At 37.7% G+C, this 17,887-nt stretch carries 17 protein-coding genes; 10 read left to right on the top strand and 7 right to left on the bottom strand.

Annotated features, from left to right (window positions below; all coding sequences use genetic code 11):
- Positions 1 to 438 precede the first annotated feature (438 nt).
- From AC3WSK_RS12380 to AC3WSK_RS12335, 10 genes are all read left to right on the top strand, one after another.
- Complete coding sequence (locus AC3WSK_RS12380; RefSeq protein WP_263297453.1) at positions 439 to 561, top strand: hypothetical protein; 123 nt, start codon at positions 439 to 441, stop codon at positions 559 to 561.
- A 521-nt stretch (positions 562 to 1,082) separates the two neighbouring features.
- Positions 1,083 to 2,114, top strand: coding sequence for a sugar-binding transcriptional regulator (locus AC3WSK_RS12375; RefSeq protein ID WP_427484347.1), 1,032 nt, complete (start codon positions 1,083 to 1,085; stop codon positions 2,112 to 2,114).
- 124 nt (positions 2,115 to 2,238) lie between these two features.
- Positions 2,239 to 3,255, top strand: a complete 1,017-nt coding sequence (gene gap, locus AC3WSK_RS12370) for a type I glyceraldehyde-3-phosphate dehydrogenase (RefSeq protein WP_079561379.1) — start codon at positions 2,239 to 2,241, stop codon at positions 3,253 to 3,255.
- Positions 3,256 to 3,737: 482 nt separating this feature from the next.
- Positions 3,738 to 4,922, top strand: coding sequence for a phosphoglycerate kinase (locus AC3WSK_RS12365; protein ID WP_079561380.1), 1,185 nt, complete (start codon positions 3,738 to 3,740; stop codon positions 4,920 to 4,922).
- A 31-nt stretch (positions 4,923 to 4,953) separates the two neighbouring features.
- The gene (gene tpiA, locus AC3WSK_RS12360) at positions 4,954 to 5,715 is read left to right on the top strand and encodes a triose-phosphate isomerase (RefSeq protein ID WP_079561381.1); all 762 of its coding nucleotides are present in this window, start codon (positions 4,954 to 4,956) and stop codon (positions 5,713 to 5,715) included.
- A complete protein-coding gene (gene gpmI, locus AC3WSK_RS12355) occupies positions 5,708 to 7,249 on the top strand; it encodes a 2,3-bisphosphoglycerate-independent phosphoglycerate mutase (RefSeq protein WP_427484348.1) in 1,542 nt (513 codons plus the stop codon). The genes tpiA and gpmI overlap by 8 nt, the downstream gene beginning before the upstream one ends.
- A gap of 2 nt (positions 7,250 to 7,251) precedes the next feature.
- Entirely contained in the window at positions 7,252 to 8,544 is a 1,293-nt protein-coding gene (eno, locus tag AC3WSK_RS12350) for a phosphopyruvate hydratase (protein ID WP_079561383.1), read from the top strand.
- A gap of 255 nt (positions 8,545 to 8,799) precedes the next feature.
- The gene (locus tag AC3WSK_RS12345) at positions 8,800 to 9,324 is read left to right on the top strand and encodes a GNAT family N-acetyltransferase (protein ID WP_427484349.1); all 525 of its coding nucleotides are present in this window, start codon (positions 8,800 to 8,802) and stop codon (positions 9,322 to 9,324) included.
- A gap of 16 nt (positions 9,325 to 9,340) precedes the next feature.
- Entirely contained in the window at positions 9,341 to 9,757 is a 417-nt protein-coding gene (locus AC3WSK_RS12340) for a GNAT family N-acetyltransferase (RefSeq protein WP_079561385.1), read from the top strand.
- Positions 9,758 to 9,938: 181 nt separating this feature from the next.
- Entirely contained in the window at positions 9,939 to 10,463 is a 525-nt protein-coding gene (locus tag AC3WSK_RS12335; protein ID WP_079561386.1) for a DinB family protein, read from the top strand.
- A gap of 65 nt (positions 10,464 to 10,528) precedes the next feature.
- Here AC3WSK_RS12335 and AC3WSK_RS12330 read toward each other — a convergent pair whose 3' ends face one another.
- The 7 genes from AC3WSK_RS12330 to AC3WSK_RS12300 form a co-directional block, all read right to left on the bottom strand.
- Entirely contained in the window at positions 10,529 to 11,719 is a 1,191-nt protein-coding gene (locus AC3WSK_RS12330) for an MFS transporter (RefSeq protein ID WP_427484351.1), read from the bottom strand.
- A 30-nt stretch (positions 11,720 to 11,749) separates the two neighbouring features.
- On the bottom strand, positions 11,750 to 12,565 hold the full coding sequence (locus AC3WSK_RS12325; protein ID WP_427484352.1) for a MerR family transcriptional regulator: 816 nt from the start codon (positions 12,563 to 12,565) through the stop codon (positions 11,750 to 11,752).
- A 170-nt stretch (positions 12,566 to 12,735) separates the two neighbouring features.
- Positions 12,736 to 13,911: a D-alanyl-lipoteichoic acid biosynthesis protein DltD gene (gene dltD, locus AC3WSK_RS12320; RefSeq protein WP_079561389.1), complete on the bottom strand. Its 1,176-nt coding sequence runs from the start codon at positions 13,909 to 13,911 to the stop codon at positions 12,736 to 12,738.
- Positions 13,908 to 14,141: a D-alanine--poly(phosphoribitol) ligase subunit 2 gene (gene dltC, locus AC3WSK_RS12315; protein WP_079561390.1), complete on the bottom strand. Its 234-nt coding sequence runs from the start codon at positions 14,139 to 14,141 to the stop codon at positions 13,908 to 13,910. Before dltC ends, dltD begins: the two co-directional genes overlap by 4 nt.
- A 62-nt stretch (positions 14,142 to 14,203) precedes the next feature.
- Positions 14,204 to 15,367: a D-alanyl-lipoteichoic acid biosynthesis protein DltB gene (dltB, locus tag AC3WSK_RS12310; protein WP_079561391.1), complete on the bottom strand. Its 1,164-nt coding sequence runs from the start codon at positions 15,365 to 15,367 to the stop codon at positions 14,204 to 14,206.
- On the bottom strand, positions 15,364 to 16,836 hold the full coding sequence (dltA, locus tag AC3WSK_RS12305; protein WP_079561392.1) for a D-alanine--poly(phosphoribitol) ligase subunit DltA: 1,473 nt from the start codon (positions 16,834 to 16,836) through the stop codon (positions 15,364 to 15,366). The genes dltB and dltA overlap by 4 nt, the downstream gene beginning before the upstream one ends.
- A gap of 18 nt (positions 16,837 to 16,854) precedes the next feature.
- Positions 16,855 to 16,992, bottom strand: coding sequence for a teichoic acid D-Ala incorporation-associated protein DltX (locus AC3WSK_RS12300; protein WP_079561393.1), 138 nt, complete (start codon positions 16,990 to 16,992; stop codon positions 16,855 to 16,857).
- Positions 16,993 to 17,887 lie beyond the last annotated feature (895 nt).

Below are 17,887 nucleotides of genomic sequence, written 5' to 3'. Positions count from 1 at the left end.
TCTTTAGCGCCGATGGTAGTTGGGGGCTTCCCCCTGTGAGAGTAGGACGTCGCTAGGCACCTTAAAAAGTCGAGGATTTATTCCTCGGCTTTTTTTATTTGCAGTTTTTTAGTAAATATTAATCCAAACAATATTATTATGGTTCCTGCCAATTATATAGTCTTCAGGCGATGAAAGTGGGGTCGTAACACGTAAGGAGTAGATGAATTTCTACTTTACCCAAATTTTTAGCGGTAATATCCACAATTCACAAATTGTTCAATGAAAACGTTTAGAATTTGAACAGTTTGTGAAGACCTTCACATTAGGCTTTATTTTTTTATAAAAAGGAGTAGAATAGGAATCAGTAAGAAGTTGTTATAAAACAGTTTATCAAAAGAATCACATTTTTAGTGGTTGTTATAATACAAAAACGTATATTTGAAGGGAGATTTTACAATGTGGGTTATTACAGTATTTGAGAAAAAGGACGTTCGTATTTTTGAATACACAAATAAAAATGAAGCAACAAAAGCTTTAGGCGGATTTAAGAAAAACGCAATTTTATCTTTCACAAAATAAGCTAACAAAAAACTCGTAACCATGAAAATTTGGTTACGGGTTTTTATTATGTAGAAAAACAAAATGGTTAGAGATCTAGTTTGATTTCACGATCTTACCGCACTGTTACGCGGGATAAATTTATAAAAATTCTACACTATTGCTGATTGGAGTGGAAGGCGACTCAGCTCCCGTGGGAAAGCGAGACAGGCGAGACCCTTCACGGAGCGAATGTTTTTTGTGCGAAAGCGTAGTGTCAACGTAGCGGCAGCAAATGTTTTATCTGCGCGAAAGCAAAGCGAGTAGCCTAGAACTGAAATCACCCCTTCGATATGCCGAAGCCATTAAAGAACCCCACATTCCAATGAAGGCCAACACAGGCGTAATTAGGCCACTATGCTTAAAAAATTTTTCAATGCCAATACATAGCATTTACTTGCTCTTTATTTTAAAGCGTATTATAATAAAGTTGTAAGTGGGACATAATTTTATATAGTGGGACAAAAAGTAACCCACTACTATTAAAAAGGGAGTAGGTTAATATGTTATCTGTACCTGAGGCACAGCAAAGGCTACTTCCAGAAATGTATCCGCTTCTACAATCGAGATATCGTATTTTGCAAACAGTTCAGCTTATGCAGCCAATTGGGCGTCGAACACTTGCAGATTCACTTAAAATGACCGAACGAGAAATTCGTAAAGAAACGGATATTTTACGTGAGCAAGGGTTATTAGATTCTCAAAAGTCGGGTATGGTATGTACAGACGAAGGTGAAGCAGTTATTGATAAGCTACGAGCACTAGTTTATGAATGGTCTGGTCTGACACAGCTAGCTAAATTACTGGAAAACCATTTTGGCTTACAGCATGTAATTGTTGTTCCAGGTGATTACAATGAAGACGATACGATATTAACATTGCTTGGAAAAGAGGCAGCACAACAATTTATGGCAACTAGCTTTGATGGTCAAACAGTAGCTGTTACAGGTGGAAAGTCGGTTGCATCACTTGCGCAATTTTTACATCCAGCTGATACACACAACATCAAATTTGTTGCTGCTCGTGGTGGTATTGGACATGAAATGCAAATGCAAGCCAATACACTTGTCTCAACATTTGCCATGCAGATGAATGCACAGTATCGCACGTTGTTTTTACCGGAGCATTTAAGTGAGCAGGCCTATCAAGCAATGTTAACAGAGCCAATGGTAACTGAAATGATGAATTATTATGATCATGCAGATTGTGTTATCCATGGTATTGGCTCGGCAGAGGAAATGGCTGTTCGTCGCAATTCATCGGCTGAAGATTTACGGATACTCGAAGAAAAGGGTGCAGTTAGTGAAGCATTTGGCTATTATTTCAATGCAGAAGGCGAAATTGTACATCGAATTCGAACAATCGGTATTCAGTTTGAGCAAGTTCAAAGAAGTAAGCATGTTATAGCAGTTGCTGCTGGTAAACAAAAAGTGAAGGCAATGCTATCGTACTTTAAGGTTGCTCCAAAGCAAACCATTTTTATAACGGATGAGGTAGCCGCAAAAGCGATTGCTGAAGGTTTACCTTCTTTATAAATGACTAAGGAACTCGTATTTAAGCGGGTGTTAAAAACCTTTGAATGAGAATAAAGCCAATTGCGGATATTATAAATGTCCGAGGCAAAAATAAATTATTTAAACAATATTGGAGGAATTGACAATGGCATTAAAATTAGCGATTAACGGATTTGGACGTATTGGACGATTAGTATTTCGTGAAGCTATGAAACACGATGAAATCGAAGTGGTTGCAGTAAATGATCTAACAGATGCAGGTCAACTTGCACACTTATTAACTTATGATTCAGTACACGGTATCTATGATGCTGATGTTTATGCAGAAGGCGATTCTTTCGTAGTAAATGGAAAGAAAATTAACGTGTATGCAGAAAAAGATCCTGCTAATTTACCTTGGGGTGAACTAGGTGTTGATGTAGTACTTGAATGTACAGGTAGATTCCGCTCTATGGAAGAAGTCGGAAAACATGTTCAAGCAGGTGCAAAAAAAGCTATCCTTTCGGCTCCAGCGAAGGGCGATATGCCAACGTTTGTAATGGGTGTTAACCATGAAGATTATAACCCTGAAACAGATGATGTTATTTCAAACGCTTCTTGTACAACAAACTGTCTAGCGCCAGTTGCAAAAATACTTGATGAAAAATTTGGTATTGAACGTGGTATGATGACGACAATTCACTCATATACAAACGATCAACGTATCCTTGACTTCCCGCACTCTGATCCACGTCGCGCACGTGCTGGTGCAGTGTCAATGATTCCAACAACAACAGGGGCAGCAGTAGCAGTTTCAAAAGTATTACCTCAATTAAAAGGTAAATTAGACGGCTTCTCTATGCGTGTACCAACACCAAACGTGTCATGTGTTGACTTAGTAGTGGAGCTAAAATCAGAAGTAACAAAAGAATCCATTAATGCTACATTAAAAGAAGCTTCAGAAAAAGAGCTTAAAGGTATTTTAGGATACAACGAGCTACCATTAGTGTCAATTGACTACAATGGTAACCATAACTCTTCAACTGTAGATGGTCTTTCTACAATGGTATTAGAAAATAGTATGGTAAAGGTTCTAGCATGGTATGATAACGAAATTGGTTACTCTACTCGTTTAATGGACTTAGCTTTATATATCGCAGAAAAAGGATTTAACAATAAATAAGTGTCATAATTCGATAACTAAAGTAAAAAGTGTGACATAATACTGCTTTTTGCGCACAAAAAGTATAGCCTTTATAATATCTAACAGATATAATATACAAGGGTAATGGAGTAAGGGAAATTTACCCTTACTCCTTTTTTATACGTAATATAAAATCGACGTGCAGGTTATGCAATTGCAAGACATAGAACGTGACTTTTGCTACTATAAAGGCAAGTAAAGGGTACTCTCCATAATGTGGGTTGATGTCCGTTCCGACTGGGCGACTCCTTGAGTACATATTTTAACAAATGTCATGTCTAACTTTTGGTGATAGGTGAGATAAAGAGTATTTCATTAAAGGTTTGGATGATACTAGCTGAAAAGGCTTGTTATAACTTTATGTGTTGATGGAACAATAAAACAGTTACGTGAATGATGTGAGGAGCCAAGATGGGTGAATCCAGGAACTTCACGACTTAAACTTTGAAGGGGGTTTCTTCATGTTAAATAAGAAGACGATGAAAGATATTGATGTAAAAGGGAAGCGCGTATTTGTACGTGTAGATTTTAATGTACCGATGGCAGATGGTGCGATTACTGACGAAACACGTATCCGAGCAGCAATCCCTACAATTGAATATTTAGTGGAGCAAGGTGCCAAAGTCATTTTAGCCTCTCATTTAGGACGTCCAAAGGGTGAAGTAAAAGAGGATATGCGCTTAACTGCAGTAGGTGTACGTTTAGCGGAATTAATGGGTAAGCCTGTTACTAAATTAGATGAGTCAATTGGTGATAAAGTAGAAGAAGCTGTTGCAAATATGCAAAATGGTGACATTATGCTACTTGAAAATGTGCGCTTCCACGCTGGTGAAGAGAAAAATGATGCTGCATTAGCAGAGCAATTTGCAAAATTAGCGGACGTTTACGTTAATGATGCGTTTGGCGCAGCTCACCGTGCACACGCGTCAACTGAAGGAATTGCTAAACATGTACCGGCAGTATCTGGTTTCCTTATGCAAAAGGAATTAGATGTGCTAGGTAAAGCATTATCTAAGCCAGAGCATCCATTTACAGCCATTATCGGTGGTGCCAAAGTAAAAGACAAAATCGGTGTAATTGAAAGCTTATTAGAAAAAGTAGATCACTTAATTATCGGTGGCGGTTTATCATTCACATTCATTAAAGCGCAAGGCTATGATATCGGTAAATCTTTATTAGAGGAAGATAAAATCGACTTAGCAAAATCCTTTATTGAAAAGGCAAAGGCAAAAGGCGTGCAATTACATATGCCAATCGATGCAGTTGTCGCAAACGAATTTTCAAAAGATGCTGAAACAAAAATTGTTGGTGTAGACGCTATTCCAGCAGATTGGATGGGCTTAGATATTGGTCCGAAAACGGCTGCTAAATATGCAGAAGTTATTAAAGATTCTAAATTAATCATTTGGAATGGACCAATGGGTGTCTTTGAAATGGATAAATTTGCGAATGGTACAAAAACTGTAGCGGAAGCTATGGCAACAACAACTGGTTATACAGTAATCGGTGGCGGGGATTCTGCAGCAGCAGTGGAAAAATTTGAAGTTGCCGATAAAATGGACCATATTTCTACAGGTGGCGGTGCATCACTTGAATTGATGGAAGGGAAAGAACTTCCGGGAATTGTGGCATTAAACGATAAGTAAAACGGAATAAAACATATAGGAGGCAAAAACAATGCGTAAACCAATTATTGCAGGTAACTGGAAAATGTATAAAACATTTGAAGAGGCTATTCAGTTTGTCGATGCGGTACAGGACAAAATTCCTTCAAACGATAAAGTAGACGCTGTTGTTTGTGCACCAGCACTTTACCTACCTACGCTTGTGCAAATTGCGAGTGAATCTGAGTTAGCTATTGGTGCACAAACGATGCACTATGAAAACGAAGGTGCCTTTACTGGAGAAGTTAGTCCAGCTCAGTTAGCAAGTGTGGAAGTAGACTATGTTATTTTAGGACATTCTGAACGACGTGAATATTATAACGAAACAGATGAAGCCATCAATAAAAAGGTTGCTGCAGCACTTGCACATAATATCGTACCAATTATTTGCTGTGGAGAAACGCTTGAGGAACGTGAAGCGGGAACTACTGAGCAAAAGGTTGCTCATCAAATTACAGCTGCACTTGCTGGATTTGGGGCACAAGAAGTAGAGCATATGGTAATTGCCTACGAGCCTATTTGGGCAATTGGTACAGGTAAAACAGCTACAGCAGAAGATGCTAACCAAGTATGCGGTGCAATTCGTGCAGTAATTAAGGAATTATATAATGCTGAAACGGCCGCTGCTGTACGTATTCAATATGGCGGTAGCGTAAAGCCTGAAAACATTCAGGAATTATTATCAAAAGAGCATATCGATGGCGCTTTAGTTGGTGGTGCAAGCCTACAACCAGATTCATATTTAAAATTATTGGAGGCGGCAGCAAATGCCTAAAAAGCCAGTAGCATTAATTATTTTAGACGGCTTTGCATTCCGTGATGAAACGTTCGGAAATGCAGTAGCGCAGGCAAACAAACCTAATTTCGATCGTTTTTGGAATGAGTTCTCGCACTCAACATTAACGGCAGCAGGTGAAGCGGTGGGGTTACCCGATGGACAAATGGGGAACTCTGAAGTTGGACACCTGAATATCGGAGCTGGACGTATTGTCTATCAAAGCTTAACACGCTTAAACAAATCAATTCGTGATGGAGATTTCTTTACGAATCAAGCATTTTTGGATGCAATGGCACATGTGAAAGCACATCAATCTAAGCTTCATATTATGGGCTTACTATCAGATGGTGGCGTACATAGTCACTATGAGCATATGTTTGCACTATTAAAGCTTGCAAAGCAACAAGGCTTAGACAAAGTCTTTGTACATGGTTTCTTAGATGGTCGTGATGTTGGACCGACAACAGCTTTAGACTATATTAAAGAAACTGAAAAACAAATGGAGGAAATTGGCGTAGGTCAATTCGCTTCCATTCATGGTCGTTATTATGCGATGGATCGTGATAAACGATGGGATCGTGTAGCCCTTACGTACAATGTACTAGTTGATGGTGTTGGTCAAACAGCCGATAGTGCAACAAGTGGTGTAGCTGAATCATATGAACGTGATGTAACAGATGAGTTTGTTATTCCATTTAGCGTTCAAGAGCATGGTGAAGAAGTGGCAACGATTGACGATAATGACGCAGTTATTTTCTTCAATTTCCGCCCTGACCGTGCAATTCAACTATCTAAAGTGTTTACAAATGATGAATTTGATGGCTTTGCAATATCAGCTAAACATCCAAAGAATTTAAAATTTGTATCTTTCACACATTATAGTGATGAAGTAAATGCACAAGTTGCGTATGAAAGCGACAACTTGAAAAATACGATTGGTGAAGTGTTAGCTTCTAATGGTAAAACACAGCTTCGTATTGCAGAAACAGAAAAGTATCCGCATGTTACATTCTTTATGAGTGGTGGTCGTGAGGATAAATTTGACGGGGAAGAACGTATTTTAATTGCATCTCCAAAGGTTGCAACATACGATTTAAAACCTGAAATGAGTGCCTATGAGGTAACAGAAGCATTGCTTGCAGAGATTGAGGCCGATAAATTTGATGGCATTATTCTTAATTTCGCTAACCCTGACATGGTTGGGCATAGCGGAATGTTAGAGCCAACAATCAAGGCCATTGAAACAGTCGATGAATGTCTTGGGAAAGTAGTAGATGCACTCCTTGCAAAAGGTGGCGCAGCTATTATTACAGCTGACCATGGTAACTCTGATGAAGTACTTACTTTAGAAGGGGCTCCAATGACAGCTCATACAACAAATCCTGTTCCAGTAATTGTGACAAAACCAAATTTAATGTTAAGAAATGGTGGCATTTTAGCCGATTTGGCGCCAACCATGTTAGAATTATTAGAGGTGTCACAACCTTCTGAAATGACAGGTCAATCATTAATTGAAAAAGAGGAGAATTAATTATGCCATTTATTACACAGATTTATGCGCGCGAAGTTTTAGACTCACGTGGGAACCCAACAGTAGAAGTTGAAGTATTTACAGAATCAGGCGCTTTTGGACGCTCTATCGTACCATCAGGTGCATCTACAGGTGAATATGAGGCAGTAGAATTACGCGACGGTGACAATTCACGTTACCTAGGCAAAGGTGTATTAAAAGCAGTTGAAAATGTAAACACAATTATTGCTCAAGAGCTAGAAGGTAACTACTCAGTTCTTGATCAAGTAGTCATCGACAAAGCTTTAATCGAGCTAGATGGCACAGAAAACAAAGGTAAGTTAGGTGCCAACGCTATTCTAGGTGTATCAATGGCAGTTGCACATGCTGCGGCAGATTATTTAGATGTACCTCTTTATCAATATCTTGGTGGGTTTAACGCAAAACAACTACCAGTACCAATGATGAACATCATCAATGGTGGCGCTCACGCTGATAACAACGTAGACATTCAAGAATTCATGGTAATGCCTGTAGGAGCAGAATCATTCCGTCATGCATTACGTATGGGTGCTGAAATCTTCCACAGCTTAAAAGCAGTACTTAAAGCGAAAGGCTATAATACAGCTGTAGGTGATGAAGGTGGTTTTGCACCAAACCTTGGTTCTAACGAAGAAGCAATTACTGTAATTTTAGAAGCAATCGAAAAAGCTGGCTATAAAGCAGGTGAAGAAGTGAAACTTGCAATGGACGTTGCTTCATCTGAATTATTCAATAAAGAAGATGGCAAATATCACTTAGAGGGTGAAGGTGTTGTCAAAACTTCTGAAGAAATGGTTGACTGGTACGAAGAGTTAACTGCTAAATACCCAATCATCTCAATTGAAGATGGCTTAGACGAAAACGACTGGGCAGGACACAAATTATTAACAGACCGCATTGGCGCTCGCGTACAATTAGTAGGTGACGATCTATTCGTAACAAATACGAAAAAATTAGCGGCTGGTATTGAGCAAGGTGTTGGTAATGCAATCCTTATCAAAGTTAACCAAATCGGTACGTTAACAGAAACATTTGAAGCGATCGAAATGGCAAAACGCGCTGGTTACACAGCAGTTATCTCACACCGTTCTGGTGAATCTGAGGATGCAACAATTGCTGATATCGCAGTTGCTACAAACGCTGGTCAAATTAAAACAGGTGCTCCATCACGTACAGACCGCGTAGCTAAATACAACCAACTTCTTCGCATCGAAGATCAACTTGGTTCAACAGCTGAGTATCTTGGTTTAAATTCATTCTATAACTTAAAATAAGCTATTCCTTAGTAGCTTTACTGGTATCGCCTCAAAGGTATGAAAATACTTTTGAGGCGATTTTTTATTGCTTGGGCGGTTTACAGATGGCAGCTTTTGGCAAAGTGATCGGATCCCCAATAGAACAGAGGAAAGGCTATGCAAGTGCAATAGTTAGTCTATTATTATATATTTAATTCGTTAGTAAAACATACATTACATATAGGGGAAAAGCTTAGAAAATGTAGAATACTATACTAAGAGGAGAGTGAAATTATGAAAGTTATTGAAACAGAACGGCTTACCCTTCGTCTACAAACAACAGAGGATGCAGATTTTATCCTTGAGCTCGTGAATGATCCTTCATGGCTAGAGTTCATTGGTGATCGCGGTGTAAGAACAGTAGAGGATGCGCGTGAATATATAGTGAATGGAGCAATTCGTACGTATGAGCAATCTGGCTTTTGTTTTTATTTAGTTGAAAGAAAAGAAGATCAAAGCCCGTTAGGAATTTGTGGTTTTGTTAAAAGAGAGTCGCTAGAAGATGTGGATATTGGTTTCGCTTTTCTTCCTAAGTATTGGGGAAAAGGGTACGCCTATGAAGCAGCATCAGCGACATTAGCATATGGTCTAGATACACTAGGACTAAATCGTGTTGTAGCTATCACAACTCAAGATAATCATGCTTCAGGCAAGTTACTCGAAAAAATTGGCTTACAGTTTGAAGGATTGGTTCAACTTTCCAATGATTCTGAAGAACTTAGACTTTTTTCGTTCAATAGTCACTCGAAGATATTATGAAAGCAAAGGTGAGCATGTGAATATTAGAGAAGCGAATGAATTAGATTACCCGGAATTAAGAAGAATTTATTTGGAATCGCGTCGTAAAAATTTCCATTGGGCCGCATTAGAAGAAATGACTTTAGACGATTTTGATAAAGATACTATAGGAGAGCATATAATTGTAGCGGAAGAGGATAATCATCTACTTGGATTTGCTTCATTATACTTGCCAGATAACTTTATTCATAATTTATTTATTAATCCAAATTACTTTGGAAAAGGAATAGGGGGTCACTTACTGAATGCCTCCATAAAAAAAATGAATAAACCATTAAGATTAAAATGTGTATCCGAAAATCATATGGCGTTGAAATTTTATGAGAAGAATGGTTGGAAGAAGGTAAACGAAGAAGGGGAAAAGGAAAAATATTGGGTTATGATATTTGAATAAAAGAACTTAGTTTCTTTCGTTTAGAACTGACCCCCTAATAGGTTCACTTTTTTTAAAGTGTCACTATTAGGGGGTTAGTTTAATTCAACCTTCCGTATCCTTATTTATGTTGTATTATTTGGTTGGGAGGATCAAAACCTAAACCTTGATAGTATTTATTTCATTGGGAGGGAGCGGGAGCATGAATTTTAATATGAAGGAAGCTATTGAAATACTGGAGCGTACACCGCAAACTTTGGAGCATTTTTTGACTGGATTATCAGATGGATGGCTGCAATGCAATGGAGCGGAAGGAACATGGAATGCTTATGAAGTGATAGACCATCTGATTGAGGGAGAGAAAAATAACTGGATGCCACGGTTAGAATTTATCCTTAAGGAAGGTGAAGGGAAGGCATTTCCTTCATTTGATCGATATGCTCACTTACACAAAGAAAATAAAGATTCTATTAAACAAGCATTATTGGACTTTAAAGGGATTAGAGCTTTAAATATAAACAAGCTTCAGACTCAACTTAAGCCTTTGCATCTAGAATGGAAAGGGTACCATCCTGATTTTGGTGTAGTAAAAGTAAGAGAATTACTTTCTACTTGGGTTGTTCATGATTTAACACATATAGCTCAAATTGTTCGAGTAATGGCCAATCGATATACAACAGATGTCGGGCCGTGGAGTGAATACTTAGGCATATTGAAAAGGAATTGAGGGATGGGCTGAAATCATACAAAAGTAAACCTTCCTTCATCGTTCTAAAGGAAGGCTTACTTTTGTTAAACATTGCCCTTCGTTTGAAAAGAAGTTTTTTGGTCTAAATGATAGCTGATAAATGTTAGCAATGAGGCAAAGATTGCGACAATTCCTCCTAACCAAGATACATCAATAAGCTTCATATTCGTTGTGACAAAACCTCCAAGAGCTGATCCAAGTGCAATACCAACGTTTACAGAGACAGGAGTTAGAGATGAAGCTAAATCTCTCGCAGCTGGATAGTGCTTATCCGCCAAATCAATAAAATACAATTGCATGCTAGAGTTCATTGTATAAACTATAAGGGCTATAAAAGATATGTTCAACAGTCCTAAAACAATGGAATTTGAAGAAAAATAAAATAGCCCAAGAATCATTGCTTGTATAAGAAATATATATCGAAGCTTGCCGATTCCATTACGTGTCACCAATTTTCCACCTATTATCGTACTAAAGATTGATACTACCCCATAAAGCAAGAATACTAGACTAATATATCTTCCCGGGACAACTAGTACGTCAAGCAACAAAGGGGTTAAATAAGTGTATACGGTATATGTAGCTCCAATACTCAAAGCTGGAATAAAGAACGCTATGATAATACGCAAATTAATTAATAAGCCAATTTGTTTCTTTAAAGAGCTTTTTGCTCCTGTTAGCCCTTTAGGTACTGTAGTTGAGCTAGCAATTAACGAAATAATCCCTAATAGAGCGGTAAACCAAAAGGTTATCCGCCAGCCACCTAATTGTCCAATAAAGGTACCAATCGGCACTCCAATTACACTAGCTATAGTAAAACCTGTAAAGATGATTGAAATAACAGGTCCTCTCTTTTCAGTTGGCATTACCTCGCTAGCAACAGCCATTGCAAGTGCAATTAAAACCCCTGTCACAACAGCAGTAAGTATTCTCGAAATAATAAGTAGCCCATACGTTGCCGATAAAGCCGATAAAATATTTCCTGCAATAAATAGTACGATTAATGTGAGCATGAGTGGATACTTTGAGAATCGGCTGGATATTGCTGTTAAAATCGGCGTACCGATTGCAAAAGATATGGCAAAAGTCGATACAAGAGCGCCAGCTGTAGAGATGGAGATTTTTAAGTCGGTTGACACTTCGGATAATAGCCCGACAATGACAAATTCACTCGTTCCAAGGACAAAGGTCAATAAAAATAAATTTAAAGTCAAAAATTTCTGCTGCTTAGTCAAAGCGATACCTCCTCCCTTACCATTTCAAAACTAAGCTCTTTCAACAGCAATCTGAACCTCTGCAACGTAAGATTCAGGATCGTCTAATTTTTCATGAGGAATGCAGATTTCACGGCGAGGCTCATTGTCCTTTAAGCGATAGCCATTTCGTTCAATCCATAATGCTAGTTCCGTACTTGCGGTGCATCGGCTAGTTGTGGAGCAATGATGAACAAGCGTGGCCATCATCGGAGCTTCTGGCAATCTTTTTACTGTAAAGAGAGAATGACTTGGTATATCGAGCGTTAACGGACGAGCTACCTCTATATCAATAGCATCCTCACACTCTTCACAGCCATGCCAAAGAACCAATTGGGACAAAGAAGAATGTCCAAAGGACCCTAAATAATCATCCAAAAGTTGTAACATCTCAGGGATTTCTCTAAATGATGCTTTTTTACGATAAGACAATACGAGTTGTGGCTGAACTTCTTTTAGAACGACATCAAGTGAAGCTCCATTTTTTTCCTCATTCTCAATAGTACACAGACTTTCCTTAATTCGAGCCATTCTAGCGTTTTCAACATCTAAAATGGATTGAATCTCATTTTGCTTCACTCTGAACATCCCTCTAATTTGATCAAGAGAGATATTCTCTCCCTGCATTTGACGAATTTGCTCCAAGGAGAACCCCAATTCTTTGAACGCTAATATACGATGGATTTGAAACATTTGGTCAGCTGAGTAATACCGATATCCTGAAAATTTGTCAGTATAAGCAGGCTTCAGCAAATTTAATTGGTCGTAGTAACGTAATGTCTTTACAGATACTTGGCTAAGTTTTGAAAACTCGCTAATTTTAAACATCGAATCATCTCCAATACTTTTTTATCCTGTTGCTTTTATGAGTATATCTGTCCAGCTAAGGGGAGAGTCAAGGGAAATACAGAAGGTTTGTTAGAAGAGGGTACGTATTGCTTAATCAACAAAAAAAGAGACAGCCTATAGTGATTAACACTGTAGACTGTCTCTACGATTTATTGCTCTGCCCAGTATTTATCTAGCTCTTGGTCTAGATATACCCAGCCCTTCCATGCGATATGAATCGTATCCATAATGAAATAAGGATCATAGTCATGGTCTGAGTAATCAACAAATGGAACATCATTATCAGTCAAGATCTGCTCCATTTTTTCGTAATACTTTTGTCGACGCTCCTCAGGATATTCCGTGTAGTCATACCAATGACCATTTACTGGAATAGAAACAAATAGTGGCTTTGCACCAGCGTCCTTTAAAACATCGATGACTAGCTGTAAATCCTCATATTCAGGTGAGGTTGTATAATCTTCGTTTTTGCGCATACCTTGAAACTTTTTAATATTCGCGTTTACAAGTCGTTTATAAAACTTGTTTTCAATCATTAAATCGTTGGATACACGTTTCTCGCCGTATTTCTCGGCGTTTTCCAGTTGTTGCTCAAATGTTTGGTCAACAACTAGCTTGTCATTATTTTTTAATTTATGCGGCTCTCTAGGGAATAAAGAGTAATACAAATCTTTTTTCTCTAAAAGCGCCTTTTGGACATGGCCTGCCATCATGGCAAGTCGTCCAATGATAGGTTTTTCTTTACCGCCAGATATTTTATATTCGTAAATTGTTTTTAGCAAATCATCGCGATTGACTGTATCGAAGGCAAGAAGGCGTTCCATTCCTCGTTTTCGAAGATCCTCGTCAATGTCTTTATTGTATGCTAAATCATAAGCATGCAACATCGAATAGTTAGGAGAAAAATGTAATTCATTCATTCCCTTTTTCGTAAACCATTGAGGAGAAATGATGAAGACAATTTTCTTATCCTTTAAATTCTTTTCCTGTGCAGCAAAATTTAAAAAGTGTGTAATAGACTGCATTCCACCACGCCCGACCATAAATGTCGTATACGGAGCATTTGTAGCTCGAGCATAATTGTAAGGGTGGAAAGGGTCAAAACGATTTAATTCAGAAGAGCCATATAAAGGCATAGTACTAGGCTCTTGCAACATCCGCTCTTGGAAATACATTCCTTGGAATACTAACGGAGACATACTCGTCTTTGCCTGCTCTACATCTTCATCTGAAATCCAAGCTTCTATCCAGGAATTAGGGAAGAATATAACGCCAGCAAAAAGAGCAAAAGCAATTAATAATGATAGAAAGCCTTTCTTAATCATTGTCTTTCAGCTAATTCCGCTACAATACGATTTGGCGTGTTCCATTCCTCACGGTTGAAATCAGTAATTGGTACAGAAATATTAAAGCGGTTTTCAATTTCCACTAATAAATTAATTGTACCGAATGAATCAAGAAGACCTTCTTCAAATAAATCGATATCTGGATTTTCTAAAACGATTTCATCCTCACATAACTCTACTAGCATTTCTAAAACTTGTTGTTTATCCATTGTATAAATCTCCTTTAGTGTTTAGGCTGCGTTATTCATAAAAACATGAATAGAGCCGTTAATTAAAATAATGTTCCTGAGAAAATATAGAAACCAAAGCAAACGGCATTAAAAGTAATAAATACGCCAATTGCATGCGTCCATTTATTTTTCGGCCAAAGCTTACGCTTTTTATTCCAACGTTCAAATTTATCGAAGCTGATAATTAACAGGGCATGGTAGAGTCCATAGACAACATAGTGCAATTCTAATCCGTGCCAAATCCCCATTAAAAAGAACAGTAAAAAGAAGCCGATATAAGAAACTGTATATTTGTTTTTAATCCATTTTTTCTTTGTCATCCAAAGCACGAAACGCATATAAACATAATCCCTGAACCAGAAGGAAAGACTCATATGCCAACGGTTCCAAAAGTCTTTAATATTGCGACTCGAGAATGGACGGTTAAAGTTAATAGGCGTTTGAACACCCATAATGCGACTGACACCAACGGCAAACGCACTATAACCCGCAAAATCGAAAAATAAATAAAAACTATACATATACATATACGCTATTTGCCCTTGGAAAGGTGTCAAATAGTTATACGTTTGACTTGGTAAATAAATAAGTGTGTAATTGTAGATTAAATAAGCCAAAATAAACTTATATAAAAAGCCTACAAATATATAATTGATCCCGCTTAACAGCAGCTTTTGATAGTCTTGCCCAGACGGCGCTGTGTGCATATCTTTATAAAAGCGTCTCCAACGATCAATAGGTCCTGATGATACTGTTGGGAAGAACAGTAAGAAATAGGCAAGCTCAACTGGTGAGATTTTATCCTTAATTAAGCCATCTCGCGTTTCTAAAATCATCTGTACTGATTTAAAAGTAATATAGGATACCCCTAAAAATCCAAATAAATTCTGAAGGCCAAGCATTGGCAGAACCTTCACAAGCACAAGTGGCAAAATGGACAGTAGTACAGCAATGACGAATACAGAAGTGTTATTCTTCTGGGAGCGATATTTTTGGTAACCGATAATTAATAATAACTGAAATACTGTAAACAGTATAAGAGAAATGGAACCGTTAAGGGAGCTACCAAAAATAAGAGCTAAAACGACGATCGAAATAACGATATTATAGCCTTTAGCTGATTTCCCGCGCAGTCCTAAAATAATTGTTGGCAGCAACAAAATACCAATGATGATGAAAAAAACTATATTTCCGTAAGGCGTCATACTGTTTCCATAACCGCCAATCCTTTACGATCAACTTTACCGTTTGTATTTAAAGGTAAAGTGTCAATGTATTTGAATGTTTTCGGAATCATATAGGATGGTAAATACTCCGATAACAATGCTTTAAGCTGCTTCGTCATTTTGAAAGCAGAGTCCGTCAATGGTTCGCGAAGCACAATATACGCACTCAATGATACAATCTCACCATTTTTTGAAACAGGTATAATAACACAGCTAGATACAGGTGGAAGATTGCCCATTTGTTTTTCAATTTCCTCAATTTCTAAACGATAACCGTGTAGCTTCACCTGGAAATCTTTTCGACCAGAGAAGAACAGATAGCCATCTTTTTCATAACCAACGTCTCCAGTTTTATAAATACGTTGATCCCCTATTGTAGGAAACGCTTGAAGTGTTAAATCAGGCGCACCAAGATAACCTGCACTTACAGTCGGTCCAGAAATAATAATCTCGCTATCTTCTAACAAGGATAGATTAGGCTCAGATATAGGGGCGATTGGTAATTGGTCAAACTGCTCCAGAAGCTCCTTCGTTACTTCCACATAAGAAACGGCAACAGTTGTTTCTGTAGGACCGTATAAATTAAAAATAGAAGCTTGAGGGAAGCGCTGCATTAATTCCGTAGCTACGGATACCGGTAACACTTCTCCGCAGAATAAAAATGTATCTAAAGAAGGCATTAACGCTTGATTCCACTCCTTGTTCATTAAACAGATCTTCGCGAAGGAAGGTGTGGAAGTCCAAACGCGAACATTAGATGAAGCTAATGACTCAAATAACGCTTTTGGATTAGCAATTTGCTCTTGTTTAATCGCGTAAAGGGTTTGCCCGCTTACTAGTGCAGGATATAAATCCATTACAGATAAATCGAAGGAATAAGGCGCTTGATTTAGAAACACTCCAGATTCCTGTAAAGGGAAATGTTCATGCATCCAAGCGACAAAATGCGCTAAATTATCAGCTGTAATTTGAACACCTTTTGGTTTACCAGTAGAACCAGATGTGTAAATAATATAATAAATTTCTTGATCCTTAACCCATGTTGAAGGCTCAGTCGAAATGCTAGTAGGTTGAGCTACTAAATCGCTTACTTCTACTACAGGGACATGTAAGTTCAAACTTAACGTTTCAGTTTTTAGTAGCAAGCAAGCCTCAGAAGCTTCTATAATAATCTGTAACCTTTCAGACGGTGTGGAAGAGTCAACAGGCACGTACGGATGACCCGCCTTTACCGCACCTAAAAAGGCAACGATTTGTAAAGGTGACATATGCCCATAGACGACGATAGGTTGTTGTCTTTTTAAATCAAGAGCCATTAAATATTGTGCTACACAATCAGACAAATGCCAAAGCTCACCAAACGTTAAGGAATCACTGTCGGTTTGATAGGCAGTGCGATGTGGATGCTGTTGTGCCACTTTTTGAATAGCCTCTAAAATGCTTAACATAGTTTATATCTCCTTTTCTTAAAATTCCGTATATATAAATGGTCCTGCGTTCATATCATGGAAGCCATGAATAAGAAACAAGAGCACTAAAATCATGAAATAAAATAACGTAAAGCCTATAAAACGAAAAAGCTCATTATTTTTAATGGATTGCATTAGTCCACCTCCAATTAAAAATGAAAAAAGATTGTAACTTTGTAAATATACTAAATAAATTGATATTTTTTCAAGTTATTTCTAAATTATTTTTACCTTAATTAAATTTTTAACACTGATTTGACGGATTGTAGAGAAAATTGTTGCTAAATTCCTGTTTATTCATGAAATCATAAGATTAATTTAAGGTAAAATTAAGGTTTCGGAAATCATGACTATTATTATGGAAGAAAGTGATTTTTGATTCACCGCAACTTGAATTTTTCTAAACGTGATCCTTATTCATTATCGCTGATTTTCCGCTTCATTTGTACTTAAGAAATCCTTAAATTTCGTGACAGAACATTCGGAAATATTTTCATCATTTTCCGACAGAAGACTCCCAACTAATGAATAAGCCGGAGATGAATGTCGGTTGGCGACAATCAAAACGAAAATGGAAGTTGTTTAATTCGTTACATTAAGCATAATCAATGAATGTAAAATCAAAGTAAATTTGATGAAAAATGTTGGTATAAAATATGAAGAGTTACCACGAAAAATGAAGCCACAAGCCAAACATATGAAGGATCAAGAATCTCACGAAGACTGTTGTAAAGGCATATTTGAGCAACAACAAAAGCGCCATCATTAGTTGAGCACCTCAACTTTGATAGCACTTTGTTGTTGGTCCGTTTTATCGGGCAGTAATTTTATCTGTATCAAAGCGAAGCAAGGTCAAAGCGTATCGCCTCAAAATATATATATAGAAACTGCCTGTAGAAGCCCGATTGGTGAAAACTAATAATCAGTGGTGGATAAGAACCCACCACTGATTAAAGTTTCACTTTATCCCGCTTTAACGGGCAGTAATTTTTTCTGTATCAAAACGAAGCAAGATACAAAGGGTTTCGCC

This window comes from Lysinibacillus sp. EB271-A1-10B, from assembly GCF_058791335.1.
Note: the sequence above shows the minus strand (reverse complement) of the source record. Positions and strands in the feature narration are given on the sequence as shown.